17 protein-coding genes and 2 pseudogenes are annotated in these 16,862 nt (G+C 58.1%); 8 read left to right on the top strand and 11 right to left on the bottom strand.

What is annotated here, in order from left to right:
* Positions 1 to 162 precede the first annotated feature (162 nt).
* Together omp10 and RBH71_RS07855 are read right to left on the bottom strand one after the other, a co-directional pair.
* Complete coding sequence (omp10, locus tag RBH71_RS07860; RefSeq protein ID WP_111803056.1) at positions 163 to 537, bottom strand: outer membrane lipoprotein Omp10; 375 nt, start codon at positions 535 to 537, stop codon at positions 163 to 165.
* A 148-nt stretch (positions 538 to 685) separates the two neighbouring features.
* Entirely contained in the window at positions 686 to 2,131 is a 1,446-nt protein-coding gene (locus RBH71_RS07855; protein ID WP_003511447.1) for a homospermidine synthase, read from the bottom strand.
* Between the two features lie 323 nt (positions 2,132 to 2,454).
* Between RBH71_RS07855 and RBH71_RS07850 the strand changes: the two genes are divergently transcribed.
* Positions 2,455 to 3,363 (top strand): sensor domain-containing diguanylate cyclase, encoded by a 909-nt coding sequence (locus RBH71_RS07850; RefSeq protein ID WP_003511446.1) that lies wholly within the window; start codon positions 2,455 to 2,457, stop codon positions 3,361 to 3,363.
* Here RBH71_RS07850 and RBH71_RS07845 read toward each other — a convergent pair.
* Together RBH71_RS07845 and RBH71_RS07840 are read right to left on the bottom strand one after the other, a co-directional pair.
* Entirely contained in the window at positions 3,360 to 3,995 is a 636-nt protein-coding gene (locus RBH71_RS07845; RefSeq protein WP_097099901.1) for an aminotransferase class IV family protein, read from the bottom strand. The two genes, RBH71_RS07850 and RBH71_RS07845, sit on opposite strands and share 4 nt — an antisense overlap.
* Before the next feature lie 42 nt (positions 3,996 to 4,037).
* On the bottom strand, positions 4,038 to 5,888 hold the full coding sequence (locus tag RBH71_RS07840; RefSeq protein ID WP_323687236.1) for a M3 family oligoendopeptidase: 1,851 nt from the start codon (positions 5,886 to 5,888) through the stop codon (positions 4,038 to 4,040).
* 169 nt (positions 5,889 to 6,057) lie between these two features.
* Here RBH71_RS07840 and RBH71_RS07835 point away from each other — a divergent pair.
* The 3 genes and pseudogenes from RBH71_RS07835 to RBH71_RS07830 form a co-directional block, all read left to right on the top strand.
* A pseudogene (locus tag RBH71_RS07835) lies at positions 6,058 to 7,247 on the top strand (sigma-54-dependent transcriptional regulator); the annotation flags it as partial.
* 96 nt (positions 7,248 to 7,343) lie between these two features.
* Positions 7,344 to 7,601: pseudogene (locus RBH71_RS26640) on the top strand (helix-turn-helix domain-containing protein); the annotation flags it as partial.
* A 176-nt stretch (positions 7,602 to 7,777) separates the two neighbouring features.
* Complete coding sequence (locus tag RBH71_RS07830) at positions 7,778 to 9,685, top strand: DUF882 domain-containing protein (RefSeq protein WP_162632403.1); 1,908 nt, start codon at positions 7,778 to 7,780, stop codon at positions 9,683 to 9,685.
* An 86-nt stretch (positions 9,686 to 9,771) separates the two neighbouring features.
* Here the strand turns inward: RBH71_RS07830 and pyk are convergent, their stop codons facing one another.
* Together pyk and RBH71_RS07820 are read right to left on the bottom strand one after the other, a co-directional pair.
* Complete coding sequence (gene pyk, locus RBH71_RS07825; protein WP_003511440.1) at positions 9,772 to 11,211, bottom strand: pyruvate kinase; 1,440 nt, start codon at positions 11,209 to 11,211, stop codon at positions 9,772 to 9,774.
* Entirely contained in the window at positions 11,211 to 11,615 is a 405-nt protein-coding gene (locus RBH71_RS07820) for a DUF1036 domain-containing protein (protein WP_370647635.1), read from the bottom strand. Before RBH71_RS07820 ends, pyk begins: the two co-directional genes overlap by 1 nt.
* 273 nt (positions 11,616 to 11,888) lie before the next feature.
* Here RBH71_RS07820 and RBH71_RS07815 point away from each other — a divergent pair, with 273 nt between their 5' ends.
* From RBH71_RS07815 to RBH71_RS07805, 3 genes are all read left to right on the top strand, one after another.
* Positions 11,889 to 12,677, top strand: a complete 789-nt coding sequence (locus RBH71_RS07815) for an N-formylglutamate amidohydrolase (protein ID WP_003511438.1) — start codon at positions 11,889 to 11,891, stop codon at positions 12,675 to 12,677.
* Positions 12,678 to 12,692: 15 nt separating this feature from the next.
* Positions 12,693 to 12,998, top strand: coding sequence for a DUF1244 domain-containing protein (locus RBH71_RS07810; RefSeq protein ID WP_003511437.1), 306 nt, complete (start codon positions 12,693 to 12,695; stop codon positions 12,996 to 12,998).
* 151 nt (positions 12,999 to 13,149) lie between these two features.
* A complete protein-coding gene (locus RBH71_RS07805; RefSeq protein ID WP_006314683.1) occupies positions 13,150 to 13,407 on the top strand; it encodes a DUF2312 domain-containing protein in 258 nt (85 codons plus the stop codon).
* Positions 13,408 to 13,476: 69 nt separating this feature from the next.
* Here RBH71_RS07805 and RBH71_RS07800 read toward each other — a convergent pair whose 3' ends face one another.
* The 5 genes from RBH71_RS07800 to RBH71_RS07780 form a co-directional block, all read right to left on the bottom strand.
* Positions 13,477 to 14,097: a tetratricopeptide repeat protein gene (locus tag RBH71_RS07800; protein WP_003511434.1), complete on the bottom strand. Its 621-nt coding sequence runs from the start codon at positions 14,095 to 14,097 to the stop codon at positions 13,477 to 13,479.
* Between the two features lie 100 nt (positions 14,098 to 14,197).
* Positions 14,198 to 14,323 carry a type B 50S ribosomal protein L36 gene (gene ykgO, locus RBH71_RS07795; RefSeq protein ID WP_003497670.1) on the bottom strand — a complete coding sequence of 42 codons (126 nt, stop codon included), beginning with the start codon at positions 14,321 to 14,323 and terminating at the stop codon, positions 14,198 to 14,200.
* A gap of 139 nt (positions 14,324 to 14,462) precedes the next feature.
* Positions 14,463 to 15,551 carry a 5-(carboxyamino)imidazole ribonucleotide synthase gene (locus RBH71_RS07790; RefSeq protein ID WP_003511433.1) on the bottom strand — a complete coding sequence of 363 codons (1,089 nt, stop codon included), beginning with the start codon at positions 15,549 to 15,551 and terminating at the stop codon, positions 14,463 to 14,465.
* A gap of 11 nt (positions 15,552 to 15,562) precedes the next feature.
* On the bottom strand, positions 15,563 to 16,030 hold the full coding sequence (purE, locus tag RBH71_RS07785) for a 5-(carboxyamino)imidazole ribonucleotide mutase (protein ID WP_034501985.1): 468 nt from the start codon (positions 16,028 to 16,030) through the stop codon (positions 15,563 to 15,565).
* Between the two features lie 154 nt (positions 16,031 to 16,184).
* Positions 16,185 to 16,388: a YdcH family protein gene (locus RBH71_RS07780; protein WP_003511431.1), complete on the bottom strand. Its 204-nt coding sequence runs from the start codon at positions 16,386 to 16,388 to the stop codon at positions 16,185 to 16,187.
* Between the two features lie 236 nt (positions 16,389 to 16,624).
* On the opposite strand from RBH71_RS07780, the gene RBH71_RS07775 reads away from it, so the two are divergent.
* A complete protein-coding gene (locus tag RBH71_RS07775) occupies positions 16,625 to 16,801 on the top strand; it encodes a YdcH family protein (RefSeq protein WP_003511430.1) in 177 nt (58 codons plus the stop codon).
* The last annotated feature ends 61 nt before the right edge of the window (positions 16,802 to 16,862 follow it).

Here is a 16,862-nt window from a genome sequence, read left to right as displayed (position 1 = left end):
GTGCTCATTCTCTAGTCTGAAAGTATGTCAGTCTTTCAAAGCGCGATGTTTCCATTTAGCGGCAGCTGCCGCAAGCGGAAATTGTGACAGTGGCGCAATAAAGCAAAACGCACGCTTGAGGCGTGCGTTTTAAAAGATCATACCATTGAAAAGACTGTGTTATCAGCCCTGACGCGTTAGCGAGAACTGGCTGTTGCTGTCTGTCGTGCAATTCAGTTGTGCCGGGGAGACGAGCGCGCAGTTGACGCGCGATTGCGTGTTGCGCACCAGCGACGTCATGTTGATTTCATAGAGCGTCGGCGAAATCGTGACATAGGTGCCTGATGCCAGAAGCGTGTTGGTATCGGTCGAACGGGTGGAGAAAGCACCGTTCTGGAATGTCGATACGATGCCGTTGCGGTCGATCCAGCGGCCATCCACGGCCGGGCCGCGGGCAAGCGAGGGTGCCATCGACGTCTGCTGGGAGGGACCCGGCGCAACGCATGAAGACACCGCGATTGCGGCACAAAGCAAAGCAGCGCTTGTCTTGAAGTTCATGAGCCTGTTCTCCTGCGATTCGATGAAACCCTGATGTTTCGACCATGCCGTGAAGCGTTATTTATTTCAAGGCAACGTTGTTTGCTCTCCCGGGTTCCTGACATCCGTCATGAAAACACCTGCGTGACAAATATGAGACGCCATGCCCTCAGCGCACGAGGATGTTGCGGAACTGCCAGGGATCCGAGGTGTCGATATTGTCTGGAAACAGTCCCGGGCGACCGTCGAGCGGCGTCCAGTCCGTGTAATGTCCTTCGACCGGTCCAAGATAGGGACGCTGCACCTCGAGGCAACGGCGATAATCCATTTCATCCGCCTCGACGATGCCGGCCTGCGGATTTTCAAGCGCCCAGACCATTCCGGCCAGTACCGCGGAGCTGACCTGCAATCCGGTCGCGTTCTGGCTGGGGGCGAGCGCCCGTGCCTCCTGCAAGGTTAGCCGCGAGCCATACCAATAGGCATTTTTGTCATGGCCGTAGAGAAGAACACCCAGCTCGTCGGCACCATCGACAAGCTCTTCTTCGCCAAGCACATGCTGGATCGGCTGCGGCGTGCCGCCATTACCGAAAAGTTCGTGCAGGGAAAGGACGGCGTCGTTGCAGGGGTGGTAGGCATAGTGACAGGTGGGCCGGTAGATCAGATTGCCATCGTCATTGCGGACGGTGAAATAGTCGGAAATCGAGATCGCCTCGTTGTGGGTGACCAGAAATCCATATTGCGGCCCTTGTCCGGGACACCATGTCCGTACCCGCGTATTGGCGCCGGGCTGATCGAGATAGATCGCTGCCTTGCTACCCTTTTTTTGTTTTTTCGCGTTTTTCGGCATCCAGTTTTCATGCGTTCCCCAGCCGAGTTCGGCGGGCTGAAAACCTTCGGCGATAAAACCCTCGACGGACCAGGTGTTCCAGAATGCGCCGAATGGCTTGGGATTTTTTGCCCGCTGCGTATCGCGCTCTGCCACATGCACGCCCTTGACGCCGAGCTGCTGCATGAGCTTTGCCCATGCCAGCTGGTCATGCGGTTGCGGCTCTTCGATGTCGAGACCGCTATCCTTGGCGAGATTGACCAGCGCCTGTTTTACGAACCAGGACACCATGCCGGGATTTGCACCGCAGGTGGAAACGGCCGTTGTGCCGCCCGGTTTCCGAGCCTTTTCTTTCAGCATGGTCTCACGCAGCGAATAATTGGTACGGGAGGCATTGTCGGCGTCTGCATCGAAGTAAAAGCCGGGCCACGGCTCCACTACGGTGTCGATGTAGAGCATGCCATGTTTGCGGCAGAGCCTCATCAGATCGACGGATGCGGCATCGACCGAAAGATTGACGCAGAAGCCCTGACCCTGAACCCCTTTAAGGAGTGGCTTGAGCACCTCCTTGTAGTTTTCTTTGGTCAGATGCGTACGGATATGGCGAATGTTTCTCTCGGCCAGATACGCTGCGATATCCTCGCGCGGGTCGATGACGACGAGCCTGGTCTTGTCGAAGTTGAAATGACGTTCGATCAACGGAAGAGTGCCGCGCCCGATGGAGCCGAAGCCGATCATGATGATGGGGCCGTCAATATCGCCGTAAATCGGATGGTTTGCGTCCGTCATTCGTCATTTTTCCTTTTTAAGCCAATAAGTAAGCTAGATCATAAAAGCGTGCCACAATAAAGGGCAGGTGCATGACGGACATATGACGGTAGCGCAAGCCCGGGATGCGAAAGTTGTGACGGGTTGGTGTGTGGTGATCCCGTTCTGCGCGGTTGCGATCCGGCGAGATTGAAGTCGAGACCTTCCGACCGCATTCTTCCCCTTCGCATTTTAGAGACTACGTTTATAATCAAGTTCTTCTTTTCGTGTATATGTCCTAGGGCTTGGGGGCTTTTGCAAGATGACGAAAAGGGGGCTTTTCGTCATCACAGGAGTGTTGCCTGTTGAATAGTCTTATTGAGCGTGTCGCAGCGCTTCAGAGCGCCACCCCCGTTCTTATTGCACTTTACGATTCCGAAGACCGGTTGCGGCATGCCAACCCGTCGTTTCGGCAGAGCTTTCAGCTTGCCGACGATGATTTTTCGACCTGGGCGGAAATCATGCGCTTGAACCACCGTCTGCGAACCGGCGTGGTCGTCAGAAACAGCGATTTCGAGGGCTGGCTTTTGTCGGCGCAGTCCCGGCGCGGCAAGCTGCCGTATCGTGCCTTCGAGATGGATATGTATGACGGCCGCTGGTTCTGGATGACGGAGACGGTGCAGCAGGATGGCTGGATGCTGTGTGTCGCAAGCGATGTCACCGAATTGCGCCAGGGCTACAGAACCCTGCGGCAGGACCGGGATCTGGCGGTGCGCGCCTCGCAGACCGACGAATTGACGGGAACGGCGAACCGGCGTTTTGTTTTCGCCAAACTCGCGCTACAGGTGGAGCGGGTCGGCAAGGGGCTTGAAGCGCCCTTTTGCCTTTGCACGCTCGACATCGACTTTTTCAAGCACATCAACGATCGTTTCGGCCACAAATGCGGCGATGCGGTGCTGCGCGATTTTGTCGGGATCGCCCATTCCGTCGTCCGGCGGGTGGATTGTTTTGGCAGGATCGGCGGTGAGGAATTCATGCTCATCCTGCCGCGCAGTTCGGTTGTTGAGAGCCGGGAGATCGTCGAGCGGCTACTGCAAAAGGTGCGTCTTTCCAGACCTCTGGCCGAGTTTCCGGATTTTTCCTATAGCTGTTCCGCTGGAATGACGACCTATCGGATGGCAGAAAGTGCCGACGATGTTTTCATGCGCGCCGATCAGGCGCTTTACGCTGCCAAGGAAAAGGGCCGCGACCGGCTTTTGGCGGTGACGGTTTAGACCAGCTCCGCCGCAATCAGCCCATGCAGCGAATTTCCCACGAACAGCCGTCGACCGGCAATATCCTCCGGCTTCAATGCCTGCCCGCGTGCCTTGCGCTGGCGGATGAGATCGGCACGCAGGACGCCCGGCAGAATACCGCTGTCGAGCGGCGGCGTTAGCAATTGCCCGTCCGGCATTTCGACGAAGATGCTGGTCGATGATCCCTCGCACAACTCGCCGCGCTCGTTGAGCAGCAGAACCTCGTCTGCATCCCCGGCTGAAAATTCGGCGCGGGCGGCATCATAGGGTTCCCGGCGCGATGATTTGTGGCGATAGAAGGTGTCGGCGGAATCAAGCCTGGTTTGCGTCGCGATGCGGATCCGCCAGACGGTTCCCTCCTGCAACGGCCGAAAGTCGGCCGTTTCGATATCGAGCTCACCCTTGTAGTTCATGACCAGCTTCACGCAGAGCGGACTTTCGCCGCCCACCTTCTTCTCCAGTACCTGAACCGCGTTGGCCGGTGCTCGGAAACCGAGCGCATCGGCTGAGCGCAATAGCCGGCGCATATGCTGGTCAATGCGCTGAAAGCCCGATTGCGGCTCCCAGCGCAGCGTTTCTCTCAAGGTCAGATCGGCGGGTTTGCGTTTCATTGCCTTTGCTCGTCGCCTGTCATCGGTATTTTTCGGAGCCGATCAGGCCTGTTTGCTGTCAAGCGCTTCCAGTTCGTCGATCAGCCCTTCGATCATGGCAAGACCCTTGTCCCAGAAGGAAGGGTCCGTCGCATCGAGGCCGAATGGTTTCAGAAGTTCCGAATGGTGCTTGGTGCCGCCTGCTTTCAAAAGCTCGAAATATTTCTCCTGAAAGCCGGTCTCGGCCTTCTGGTAAACGGCATACAGCGAGTTCACCAGGCAATCACCGAAGGCATAGGCATAAACATAGAAGGGAGAGTGGATGAAATGGGGGATGTAGGTCCACCAGGTCTCATACCCTTCGGAAATCTTGATCGCCGGGCCGAGGCTCTCGGCCTGAATGGAAAGCCACAATTCACCGATCTGTTCGGAGGTCAACTCACCCTGCTTGCGGGCGGTGTGCAGCTTGCGTTCGAATTCATAAAACGCGATCTGTCGCACGACCGTGTTGATCATGTCCTCGACCTTGCGGGCGAGCATGGCCTTGCGTTCCCTGACGTCCTTCGTGTCGTCAAGCAATTTGCGGAAGGTCAGCATTTCTCCGAAAACGGAGGCAGTTTCGGCAAGCGTCAGCGGCGTCGCGCACATCAGCGCGCCTTGGTCGCCGGCCAGCACCTGGTGCACGCCGTGGCCAAGCTCATGGGCAAGCGTCATCACGTCGCGCGGTTTGCCGAGATAGTTGACGAGGACATAAGGATGGGCCGAAGGCACGGTCGGATGCGCGAAGGCGCCCGGCGCCTTGCCGGGCCGGGCGGGGGCGTCGATCCATTGCTCATCGAAGAAACGGCGGGCGATATCGGCCATCTCCGGCGCAAAATCGCCATAGGCGGACAGCACGGTGTCCTTCGCCTCATCCCATGGAATGATCGTATTCGATGTATCGGGAAGCGGCGCGTTGCGGTCCCAGTAGTTCATCTGTTCCATGCCGAGCCATTTTGCCTTCATGGCGTAATAACGATGCGAAAGGCGCGGATAGGCATTTTTCACGGCGGCAGCCAGAGCGTCGACTACCTCGCGCTCCACACGGTTTGCCAGATGGCGGCTGTCGGCGATGTCTTCGAACTTGCGCCAGCGGTCGGAAATATTCTTGTCCTTGGCCAGTGTGTTGGTGATGAGGGTGAAGACCCGCAGATTATTGGTGAAGGTGGTGCTGAGCGCCTGCGCTGCCTTCTTGCGAGTTTCCGGCTCCGGCTCCTGAAGCATATTGAGCGTTACTTCCAGCGAAAGGCTTGCGCCGTCTATATCGAAGCGCAAGTCGGCCATTGTCTCGTCGAACAGGCGGTTGAAGGCGCTGGCACTCGTCATCGATTTTTCGAGGAATAGCTGTTCGAGCTGGTCATCGAGCTGGTGCGGCTTGTCCTTGCGCAAATCCACCAGCCACGGCCTGTAGTGCCCAGCTAAGGCATCGTTTGCCATGCAGGCATCCATTACGGCGTCGTCGATGCGGTTCAGTTCAAGCGTAAAGAACAGCAGATGGGCGGAAATATCCGTCAGTTTCGCCTGGGCGTCGCCGTAAAGCTTGCCGTTTGCCGGGTTGGACGTATCTGAAAAATACGTCAGCCCCGCAAAGGAGCCGATGCGGCCGATAAGATCGTCCAGCGCTTCATATTCCTTGAGAGCAGCGCCGATGCCGTTGGCGCCCGTCGCCTTTGCAGCGTCTTCAAGCTTGCCCTTCCATTTATCCTCGAAAGCCGCCGCCAGCGTCGCCGCCTTCTCAATGTCGCCCTTGTATTCCGGCGAATCGCCCGAGGGATAGAGATCCGAGAGTTTCCAGCCGGGCAGGTCGCCAAGGGCAGGGCCGGAGGTTTCGGCAAGCGAAAATACGGGGTGCGGTGTTGGGCGATTGAGGGTCATCGAACGCGTCCTTGTCGTTATGCCTGCGCAGCATATGGGGCCTTTGTTTCCCGCAGCAATGGATAAAATGCAAGCAAATCTCAAAACTGGATGTTCAAATCTCCCGTGCCAGAGTGCGCCACAAGGGACCGCATGACGCAGGTCCATAAACCGGAAACCGGAGCCAAAAATGACCGCGCATGTTCTCGTGATAGACGATGATCCCGTCCAGCGCCGCCTGCTCAAAAATGCGGTGGAACGTTATGGGCATCTGGCCTTGCTTGCAGAAAACGGCAGGGCGGGGCTGGAGCTGCTCAAGCAATATAGCGGCGAGATCAATGTTGTCGTCCTCGACCTGATGATGCCGGAAATGGATGGCCTCGCCTTCCTGAAAGCCGTTGGCGAACTCGGCACCGACGTCCCGGTCATCGTCCAGACGGGGCAGGGCGGCATCGATACCGTCGTGCAGGCCATGCGCGCCGGCGCCTTCGATTTCGTCGTCAAGCCGGTCTCGCCGGAACGGATCGGCGCCGCCATCTCCAATGCCCTCAAGCTCGACAGGAGAGAGGCAAAGGCCCGCACGGGCAGGCGCGGACGGAGCAATGCCGTGAATTTTACTGATATCGTTTCCGCAAGCCCGGCCATGCTGAGGGTGATAGAACTGGCGCAGCGCGCCGCCCAGTCCAGCATTCCCGTGGTGCTGGAAGGCGAATCCGGCGTCGGCAAGGAAATGGTCGCCCGTGCAATCCAGTCGGCTGGCGACAGGGCGAATAAACCATTCATCACCGTCAATTGCGGCGCTATCCCGCACAACCTGGTGGAGAGTATTCTTTTCGGTCACGAGAAGGGCGCTTTTACCGGTGCCACGGAAAAACACGTTGGCAAGTTCATGGAAGCGGATGGCGGAACGCTGTTCCTCGATGAAATCGGTGATCTGCCGCTCGACGTGCAGGTAAAGCTACTGCGGGCAGTTCAGCAGGGCGAAATCGAAACTGTCGGTTCCGCGCGTGTGCAGAAGGTGAATGTCCGCCTGATTTCCGCCACCAACAAGATCTCATCGAAGAGGTGAAGGAAGGCCGCTTCCGCGAGGACCTGTATTACCGCCTCAACGTCTTTCCTATCACCATTCCGGCGTTGCGCCGGCGCAAGGAGGATATTCCCCATCTAGCACGGGTGTTCGCGGAGCGTTTTTCGGTGGAACAGAAATTGCCAAATCCCGTCGGCCTCGATGCCAGCGCGCTGGCACTGCTAACGGCCTATGACTGGCCGGGCAATATCCGCCAGCTTGAAAATGCGGTCTTCCGCGCCGTCGTGCTGTCGCAGGGCGAGGAACTGGCTGATTCCGATTTTCCGCAAATCGCGCTGCAATTGCCGGAATTCGCAGGTGGGGACGATGCGGGTGAGTCGATCCGGTCGCCGTCTGGATCGTCGCTGAAACTCGCCGCCTATTCTCCGCCGCCGCCGGCCGCCGAAAGTCACGCCATTCTGGATGAGGCGTCAGATATTTCCACCACGATATACCGGGGAGGAAACCTGATCTCCAGCATGGACGATTCAGGCAATATCAGGAAGCTGGCCGAGATCGAAGAGGAGCTTATCCGTTTTGCCCTTCGTTTTTATCGCGGGCAGATGAGTCAGGTCGCAAGGAAACTTGGTATCGGCCGCTCGACGCTTTATCGCAAGCTGAAGGATTATGGCATTGATCCGGACGATCCGTTGCGAGATGCGGCCTGATTGCACAAACCGCTTATTCGACGGCAGATAGCAAGATTCGTTAACTTCTGAGCAAGGATATCCGCTTACCGTCTATAAACCTCTTGTTAGTGGCTGATTCACTATATAGAGGAAGGTTGCATCTGTGTGGCAATTTTGCCATCGTGTCACCGTATTTGACGTTCATTTGAGGCAATGTGACAGAAATTGTCTTCCAGGCGGGGATCGAATTGCCATATCTGCATCGAAATATCGCGCTGTCGACCAAGATCGCGCGCGGCTTGATCAAGGATATATGCACGAAGCTGTCGGCACGCGCTGTCACCTTTGCCTGCTTGATGCTCGCCGCAATGCCATTCGCAGGTGTCTCGGCGACGGAAGCTTTCGCCGAAACGCGCAGTCTCAAACTGTATTATATCCATACACGCGAGAAGGCGGTCATAACCTTCAAGCGCAACGGAAAATACGACCAGAAGGGTCTGCAGGAGCTGAACCGCTTTTTGCGTGACTGGCGTCGTAACCAGCCGACGCGGATGGACCCGCGTCTTTTCGATCTTGTCTGGGAAGTCTACCGCCGCAGTGGCGCGACCGATTACATCAACGTTGTGTCGGCCTTCCGTTCGCCTGAGACTAACGGCCTCCTGCGCACGCGCACCAAGGGCGTGGCGGAAAAAAGCCAGCATATGCTCGGCAAGGCCATGGATTTCTACATTCCGGGCGTGAAGCTTTCCACACTGCGCGAAATCGGCATGCAGATGCAGATTGGCGGCGTAGGTTTCTACCCGACCTCGGGTTCTCCCTTCGTGCACATGGATGTCGGCGGCGTTCGTGCCTGGCCGCGCATGAGCCGTCAGGAACTCGTGCGTATCTTCCCCAAGGGCAATACGCTGCACGTTCCTTCCGATGGCAATCCGCTTCCCGGTTATGAACAGGCCTTGGCTGACTACAAGAAGCGCGTCAATTCCTCTTCCATTCAGGTTGCTTCCAGCGCCGGTGCCGGCCCTGCGTCCTCCGGTGGTGGCGGCAAGCGCAAGACACTGTTGCAGGCGCTCTTTGGCGGAGGCGACGAGGATGAAGATCCCGATAGCATCGCTACGCCGCAGCCCGCAGAACGTCCGGCTGTCGCTCGCCCTGCAACGCCACCGCCTGCTGCACCTGAGCCAGAACCGACGATCGCCGTTGCTTCCGCCCAACCGCTTCCCGGTGTGAGCACTGCGCCGCTGCCCATTGCACGTCCAGCTTTCGGCAACCAGCCTCCGGCCAATACGGGCCTTGCCACCGCGCTTTATTCTCCAGCCCGTAATGCGGCGCAGGATGCCCTCCAGGCTGCGACAACACCGACGCCAACCTCTGCTCCGGCCGAGCGTCAGCAGTTTGCCGATCTGGCTGAGGTATCCGTGCCTGTGCCGACGCTTCTTGGGCCGCGTGGCATGCGTGGCGACGCTGAAGGATCGATCCTGACCGCATCCGCAGATGGTGCGACACCCGCAGCGACGGGCGAACTTGCGTCTATTCCGGTGCCGGCCAATCGTCCGGCTGTGGCGGAAGCCCTGCTGGCACAGGCCAATGCTGATCCGGAAGGCGACGAAGATCTCGCCGAAGCGCGGAAAGATACGCTTTCGCCGACTGTGGTTGCTGCTCTGGAACAGAGCGGTCAGGCCGCCCGTTCGCAGATCAATTCCGCTACCGTGCCGACAGCCGCGCCGTTCCCGGCTGCCGTCAACCACAAGGTTACAGTCGCGCCCGCCGAAACGGCTAAGGCTGAGCCAGAGGCAGGTTTCGGTGACGCCTTTGATCTGAAACCTTCCATCAATGGTGGGCTGACCGCCGGCTTGCCGACCAAGGGCTCACGCCCGAGCAGGCAGGATGCCGCCGTTTCCCATCAGGCCATGGTCGGCGGTGGTCGTCTGACGCAGGATCTGATCTCTGACTGGGCGCTCAACCAGAACAAGGGCTCGACCGGCCGTTCGGTGAAGGCGCCGCGCGTCGTCGCCAACCGTATGCTCAGCCACGACATGTCGGCTTCCGCCACATCGGCAAGCTTCAAGCCCGGTGCAGCGGCGATCGAGTCCAGCCGTTTCAGCACGCCGGTGAAGATGCACTGAGCCCCGCTTTCTGCAATGTGGCCGAGAGGCCAACAAAAAACCCGCCGGTGACGGCGGGTTTTTTTATTATGCTTGATATCGCGATATCAGACGCCGCTCTGGCCGTCCGAACCGATATAGGCGATGCGCACCATGTTGGTCGCGCCCGGGGTGCCGAGCGGCACGCCGGCGGAGATGATGATGCGGTCGCCCGGCTTGCCGAAACCTTCGGACACGACGATGCGACAAGCGCGGTTCACCATATCGTCCAGATCGCTGGCGTCACCGGTAACCACGCAATGCAGGCCCCAGACGACCGACAGACGGCGTGCGGTCTGGATGATCGGCGAAAGCGCAATGATCGGAACCTGTGGCCGCTCGCGCGCGGCGCGCAGACCCGTTGTGCCGGACGAGGTGTAGGTGACGATCGCCGCGAGCTTCAGCGTTTCGGCAATCTGGCGGGCAGCAAGCGAAATGGCGTCTGCACCCGTCGCTTCCGGCTGTGGGCGCTGCGCGTAGATGATGTTGGAATAATAGGGGTCCTGTTCCACCGTGCTGGCGATGGATGCCATGGTCGATACGGCTTCGATCGGATAATCGCCGGAAGCGGACTCGGCTGAGAGCATGATGGCGTCGGCGCCTTCGAATACGGCAGTCGCAACGTCCGAAACTTCCGCACGGGTCGGAACCGGAGCTGTGATCATCGATTCCAGCATCTGTGTGGCAACGACAACCGGCTTGCCGGCACGACGGCAGGCGCGGGTCAGCTGTTTCTGGATGCCCGGAACTGCTTCCAGCGGCATTTCCACGCCGAGATCGCCGCGTGCGACCATCAATGCGTCGGAAAGCTCGATGATTTCTTCGATGCGCTCAATAGCCTGCGGCTTCTCGATCTTGGACATCAGGCCAACGCGACCGCGCGAAATCTTGCGCACTTCGGCCAGGTCTTCCGGGCGCTGAACGAAGGAAAGGGCAACCCAGTCCACTTCGTTGGTTGCGAGAACGGCGTCGAGGTCGACGCGGTCCTTGTCGGTCAGAACGCCGACGCCGAGCAGGGTGTCGGGCAGGCTAATGCCCTTGCGGTCGGAAATCCGGGTGCCCGAAACGACAGTGGTGACGATGCTCTTGCCGTCGCTCTTCTCAGCGCGCAGATGCAGCTTGCCGTCATCGATCAGCAGGCGGTGGCCAGGCTTGACCGCTTCGAGAATTTCAGGATGCGGCAGGAAAACGCGGGTGTTGTCGCCGGGCGTATCGTTATTGTCCAGCGTAAACGTCTGGCCGGGAACGAGATCAACCTTGGTTTCGGCAAATTTACCGACGCGCAGCTTGGGACCCTGCAAGTCGGCCAGAATGCCGATGGGACGGCCGTTACGGCTTTCGACGGAGCGAATACGCTCAATCAGCGTCCGCATCACGTCGTGGCTCGCATGGCTCATATTGATGCGGAAGAGATCGGCGCCGGCGAGATGCAGCTTTTCGATCATTGCCTCGTCGGAAGAGGCGGGGCCGAGAGTTGCAAGAATTTTGACTTTGCGGTTACGCTTCATCAGTTTTGATTTCCCTGTGTGCCTGGCGTATCGGAAAGCTGGACCATCCAGCTGCCCTGTCTGCCCGTGTCATATTCCTTGAAACCCATTCTCTGGAAGCTGCGGGCATAACAATCGTCTACGCCGGCGATTTTGAACTCGTTTTCCGCCACGCACATGTTGACGTCACCGGTCCAGCGGCCGCCGTGAGCGGCGTCCTCGGCATAAAGATAATAATAACGCGACTGCAACTCACCCTCTATCAGCGTTGCGCAGGTAGAGGAGGGGACCTGCCACCAACCTTCACTGACCCAGCCGTCCTGCGCCCGGTAGCCGATTGCGACCCCCACGAGGTTTTGCGTGCTGTTGCAGACGCGGAAATCCGCATGCGCGGCCTCCACGAATACAAACGGGGTCAGAAACAATGCCGCTGCGGAGAAAAGACGGGCAAGATGCCGAAAGTGGCGAGGAAGAGCGAGAGATGACTGAGTCACGGCTTCCATCCGGATTCCATGGTTATAATGAACACACTTCTTGGCGTGGCCGCCAAAGAAAGTCAACGCGAGTTTAATCGATTATATTGTTCGTGGGATCGTGAGTGCGATAAGGTAGATGGCTGTTCTGTCGCCGAAACTTGCGCCCGGCCTCAAGCCATGCCATCAAGCTTTTCTCCTCAATCCTGCCCCAGAAAATTATCGATGAACGACTTCATACCCTATGAAATCATAGAAGGCGATTATGACAAAGGCATGGTTCTTCTGGCGGACCATGCCATGAACCTCCTGCCGGCACACTACGGCAAACTTGGCCTTCCGCAAACCGCTTTTCATCGTCACATCGCATTTGATATCGGCATTGAAGGGCTGACGCGCTCTCTTGCGGCCCGCCTCGGCGTGCCGGCCGTGCTTGGGCGATTTTCGCGCCTCCTGATCGACCCCAATCGCGGCGAGGACGATCCGACCCTTATCATGAAGATTTCGGACGGGGCGATCATCCCCGGCAACCACCCGATTTCGGATGATGAATGGCAAAGACGGATCGAGATTTTTCATCGTCCCTATCACAATGCCGTGGATCGCGTGCTCACCGGTGTAGCGCAGTCGTCGGGGGAAGCGCCGCTTGTTCTGTCGCTGCATTCGTACACGCCGTTCTGGAAAGAAACACCGCGGCCCTGGCATGCGGCGGTTCTCTGGGACACGGATAATCGTGCGGTCGATCCGCTTCTGGCGCATCTGCGGGCGACCGGCGACATTCTCGTTGGTGACAACGAACCCTATGACGGGGCGCTGAAGGGCGATACCATGTATCGCCATTGCATGATGAAGGGCATACCGCATGCGCTTCTTGAAGTTCGGCAGGATTTGATCGCGGATGAGGAAGGGATTGCCGAATGGTCGGACCGGCTCGCTCCCATTTTCGCCGCAATGAACGACGATCCCATTTTGCATGAATATGAGCTGTTCACCTCTCGCACCGGCCCCTACTGAGCCTGGAGCTGCCCCATGACAACACCGAATGACAAACAGCAGATTGAATTCGAGGCCGCCGCATTTCGCCGTCTCGTCGAGCATCTTCGCGAGCGTCACGATGTGCAGAACATCGACCTGATGAATCTCGCGGGCTTTTGCCGGAATTGCCTTTCCAACTGGTATGGGGAAGCCGCTAACAAGGCCGGCGTTGCACTCACCAAGGAGCAATCCCGGGAAATCGTCTACGGAATGCCCTATGAGGAGTGGAAGGAAAAATATCAGGCGGAGGCGAGCGACGCCCAGAAAGCTGCCTTTGAGCAGAACAAGCCAACGGAATAACCCCCGATCGACGGAAACGACTTGACGTGAGGCCCGTCAGTGGGCAGGTCACAGGCCGGAATTTTTGCTGCCCGGCTGGCGGCGACCGGCGAAGGCTTCGCCTGGATTTAATGAACAAGGCTCACCCGAGCTGCTACCAATGAAGGATTATATGATGGACGAAACGAGCACCACCGAAACCGTCGCCGCCGCCGAACTGCGTCAATTCATCGAGCGCGTCGAGCGTCTCGAAGAGGAAAAGGCCGCCATTCAGGGAGACATCAAGGATGTCATGGGCGAGGCGAAGGGTCGTGGCTACGATACCAAGGCGATCCGCACCATCATCCGCCTGCGCAAGAAGGACGCCAACGAGCGTATCGAGGAAGAAACCATTCTTCAGACCTATATGGCTGCGCTTGGCATGGAATGATCGGTTGACGGTCCCACAATGAAAAATCGCCGCTTTTGCGGCGATTTTTGTTTGGATCGTCTGCGATATTCAGCTGCGAGTGCCAGCCAGCTTTTCAGAAAGGTCAGCGGCCTCTTTGCGGGCGTCCTTGTCCGCGGGATAGAGCGCGAGATAGCGTTCCCAGGCTTTCAGCGCCAGATCGTCACGGCCTGAGGCTTCGAGGATGTTTGCAAGGCTCGCCAATGCCGGAAAATAGCGCGGCTCCTTCTCCAGCGTCAGATTGATATCCGCCATCGCCTTTCGGGTGTCGCCATCCGCAAAATGCACCATGGCGCGGCGATAGGGCGCCTGCACGTAGTCCGGATCGAGTAAAATAGCCTGGTCGAGAAAATCGTAAGCGGCGGCGTTGCGCTTCTCGTCTGCGGCTTCACCTGCCCACTGCATCAGGAGATTGATTGTCGCGCTGCCGGAATCGTTCCATTCGGAAGCGATCTGGTTGGCAATGCTGCGCGCCTTGACCGCATTCCGCTCTTTTTTCAGCGATGCGAAAAGACTGTCAACTGTCTTTGCAGGTGAAGGCGCAGCCTCCAGGGCTGCGGGAGGCTGACCATCTGCCGCATGACCAAGGGACGCCATTCCTGAAAGCAGGAGGCCCGAAAGCAGGAAACCCTGAGCGACGATGATAGCCGTGCAAAAACGATTTGGGCGCATGGGTTAAAGCTTAACCCGACTGCGCCCAATATCAAATGCAAAGTTCTGCACTGTCAACAAAGTGATCCGCGATGTGATCGCGAACCGCAGTGGCACTCAATCAGCCCTGACGAGCCTTGAAGCGCGGGTTCTGCTTGTTGATGATGTAGACGCGGCCCTTGCGGCGAACCAGGCGGTTATCGCGATGACGGGCCTTAAGCGCTTTAAGCGAATTCTTGATTTTCATTTTACTGGTCCGCAGTTTTGCACGGCTTTTACCGTGCTTATTCAAACAATCAAAAGCGCGCAACGGGGCGCGCTCTTTTCGGTTGGCAGGCAAATACCCGTTTGACCCCTGCCTGTCAACACTTCCAGACGTCTTTGCCTTAAAAGACTGAGGCTTTTCCTGTGTGCAAAAGCTCGGTCACATGGCCCATCTTGCGGCCAGGCCGTGCTTGTGTCTTGCCGTAAAGATGCACGAGACAGTCTTTTTTCGAAAGCCATGCTGGCACATCATTGATGTCATCGCCGATGAGGTTGGTCATGACACAATCCGAATGGCGGGCCGTGCTGCCGGGGACAAGACCGGAGACGGCTCGTATATGCTGTTCGAATTGCGAGACCACGCAGGCCGCTTCCGTCCAGTGGCCGGTATTGTGCACGCGCGGCGCCATTTCATTGGCAACGAGCGAACCATCGGGCAGGACGAAAAACTCGATGCCGATCACGCCGACATAGTCGAGCGCGGCCAGAAGCTTTTCCGCCGATTGCACGGCAACCGCCTTCGCCGCATCGGAGAGCGCTGCCGGCACGGTGGATGTATGCAGAATGCCGTTCAGATGAATGTTTTCGGCCGGATCGTAGCAGGTAACGGTGCCATCCCTGAAACGGGCGGCAATGATCGAGATTTCACGCTCGAAAGCGACGAAGCTTTCGAGGATGAGCGGCACGCCACCGAGTGCTGCAAAGGCGCCTGCGATGTCCTCACCACCCTTGAAAAGCCTCTGGCCCTTGCCGTCATAGCCCATGCGGCGGGTTTTCAGCACACCCTTGCCACCAAAAGCGGCCAATGCCGCTTCCAGTTCTTCCTGATTATCCACGGCGCGGAAATCGGCGGTCGGAATGCCGCAACCGTTGAGGAAGCGTTTCTCCGTCAGCCTATCCTGCGAGGCGCTGAGAGCCTGCGGCGGGGGATAAACGGGAACGGAAGCGCTCAGCGTCTCGGCTGCGGTGACGGGTACGTTCTCGAATTCGTAGGTCACGACATCGCAAAGGCGAGCGAGTTCCGCAAGCGCCGTCTCGTCACCGTATTCCGCGACGATCTGGCTGTTGCAGACCTGCGCCGCCGGACAATCGGCTTGCGGTTCGAGAACGATGGTGCGGTGGTTGAGGCGTGCGGCGGCCATTGCCAGCATGCGGCCAAGCTGCCCGCCGCCGATGATGCCGATGGTGAGATTGTTCGTATTCATCGTCATGTTAGAGGCTGTCACTGGGCGCTGTCCATGGGATATTCGGCAACGGCCGCTGACTGGCGCGCGCGCCATGCATCGAGCCGGTCTGCCAGGTCCTCGTCACCCAGTGCCAGAACCGCAGCTGCCAGAAGTGCGGCATTGATAGCGCCGGCCTTGCCGATGGCAAGCGTTCCGACGGGAATGCCAGCGGGCATCTGGACGATGGAATAGAGGCTGTCCTGCCCGGACATCGTCTTGGATTGTACCGGGACGCCGAAAACCGGCAGCGGGGTCATGGCGGCGGTCATGCCCGGCAGATGGGCGGCGCCGCCGGCACCCGCGATGATGACCTTGAAGCCTTCGTCTTTCGCGCCATTGGCAAAATCATAAAGGCGATCAGGCGTGCGGTGGGCGGAAATGATGCGGGCTTCGTATTCCACGTCCAGCGCATCCAGCGTATCGGCGGCATTCTTCATGGTCTCCCAGTCGGACTGGCTGCCCATGATGATGGCGACGGGGGGTGTCTCTGCTGTCACTTCGCTTCTCCGGCTTACAGCATAGGCGCAAAAATCGATTTTGATTTCTGCAAGGCACGATGCGTAAATTCAATAGATTAGAGCGTCTCTCGTGCATCCGGCAGGAAGCACGGAAGCCACTCTAGGCAATGATATCGGGAATGACCTGATCTTCGATCTGGGTCATCTTGTCCTTGACGGCCAGCTTTTTCTTTTTCATGCGTTGTATTCTCAGCGCATCGCAGTTGGTCTGGATCATCGCGTTGATCGCAGCGTCATAATCCTCATGCTCCTGGCGCAGCCGCGCCAGCGTAAGCCTGATGTCCGCCTGGTCCTGATCGGGCATCTTGTCATCCCCATTTTATGCCAGCCGGAGAGCCTCCGGCGCGTATGTCATCGGTCCTCGAGCCTCTATCATCAAATCGCGGTAACGGGAAGTTATCCCTTGCGACCAAATTGCCCACTTATTGCCTTCATTTCGCCTTCGACAAGACCAACGATCCATGTCACATTGTCGTCGCAAACCTGAAACTCCAGCGATGGAGAGCTGGAGGTAGGCTTAAAAATGGAAGGACGTGCCGCATGACCATTCAGGCTCATATTGCATCGCTCGAAAAGAAACACGGTGCTCTGGAGGAGGAGCTCGAAAGTATTCTTGCTTCCCCGTCCTCTGACGATAGAGAGATCGCCGATCTCAAACGCCGTAAACTGCGCCTGAAGGATGAACTACAGAGGCTTCGCGCCTCCACAAGGCATTGATTGATGCCATTCCCCAGCCTTCGATGAAGGACTGACGGATTCTTTTTCGGCCCTGGCGGTA

Source organism: Rhizobium sp. AN68, from assembly GCF_030758035.1.
Taxonomy (GTDB): Bacteria; Pseudomonadota; Alphaproteobacteria; order Rhizobiales; family Rhizobiaceae; genus Agrobacterium; species Agrobacterium tumefaciens.
This window is presented reverse-complemented; position numbering and strand designations above follow the sequence as displayed.

What these genes read in the sequence shown, in the direction of transcription:
- omp10 (WP_111803056.1), bottom strand. Translation starts at nt 537, where the DNA reads ATGAACTTCAAGACAAGCGCTGCTTTGCTTTGTGCCGCAATCGCGGTG.
- RBH71_RS07855 (WP_003511447.1), bottom strand. Translation starts at nt 2,131, where the DNA reads ATGACGGACGCAAACCATCCGATTTACGGCGATATTGACGGCCCCATC.
- RBH71_RS07845 (WP_097099901.1), bottom strand. Translation starts at nt 3,995, where the DNA reads ATGAAACGCAAACCCGCCGATCTGACCTTGAGAGAAACGCTGCGCTGG.
- RBH71_RS07840 (WP_323687236.1), bottom strand. Translation starts at nt 5,888, where the DNA reads ATGACCCTCAATCGCCCAACACCGCACCCCGTATTTTCGCTTGCCGAA.
- pyk (WP_003511440.1), bottom strand. Translation starts at nt 11,211, where the DNA reads ATGAAGCGTAACCGCAAAGTCAAAATTCTTGCAACTCTCGGCCCCGCC.
- RBH71_RS07815 (WP_003511438.1), top strand. Translation starts at nt 11,889, where the DNA reads ATGAACGACTTCATACCCTATGAAATCATAGAAGGCGATTATGACAAA.
- RBH71_RS07810 (WP_003511437.1), top strand. Translation starts at nt 12,693, where the DNA reads ATGACAACACCGAATGACAAACAGCAGATTGAATTCGAGGCCGCCGCA.
- RBH71_RS07805 (WP_006314683.1), top strand. Translation starts at nt 13,150, where the DNA reads ATGATGGACGAAACGAGCACCACCGAAACCGTCGCCGCCGCCGAACTG.
- RBH71_RS07800 (WP_003511434.1), bottom strand. Translation starts at nt 14,097, where the DNA reads ATGCGCCCAAATCGTTTTTGCACGGCTATCATCGTCGCTCAGGGTTTC.
- ykgO (WP_003497670.1), bottom strand. Translation starts at nt 14,323, where the DNA reads ATGAAAATCAAGAATTCGCTTAAAGCGCTTAAGGCCCGTCATCGCGAT.
- RBH71_RS07790 (WP_003511433.1), bottom strand. Translation starts at nt 15,551, where the DNA reads ATGACGATGAATACGAACAATCTCACCATCGGCATCATCGGCGGCGGG.
- purE (WP_034501985.1), bottom strand. Translation starts at nt 16,030, where the DNA reads ATGGGCAGCCAGTCCGACTGGGAGACCATGAAGAATGCCGCCGATACG.
- RBH71_RS07780 (WP_003511431.1), bottom strand. Translation starts at nt 16,388, where the DNA reads ATGCCCGATCAGGACCAGGCGGACATCAGGCTTACGCTGGCGCGGCTG.
- RBH71_RS07775 (WP_003511430.1), top strand. Translation starts at nt 16,625, where the DNA reads ATGACCATTCAGGCTCATATTGCATCGCTCGAAAAGAAACACGGTGCT.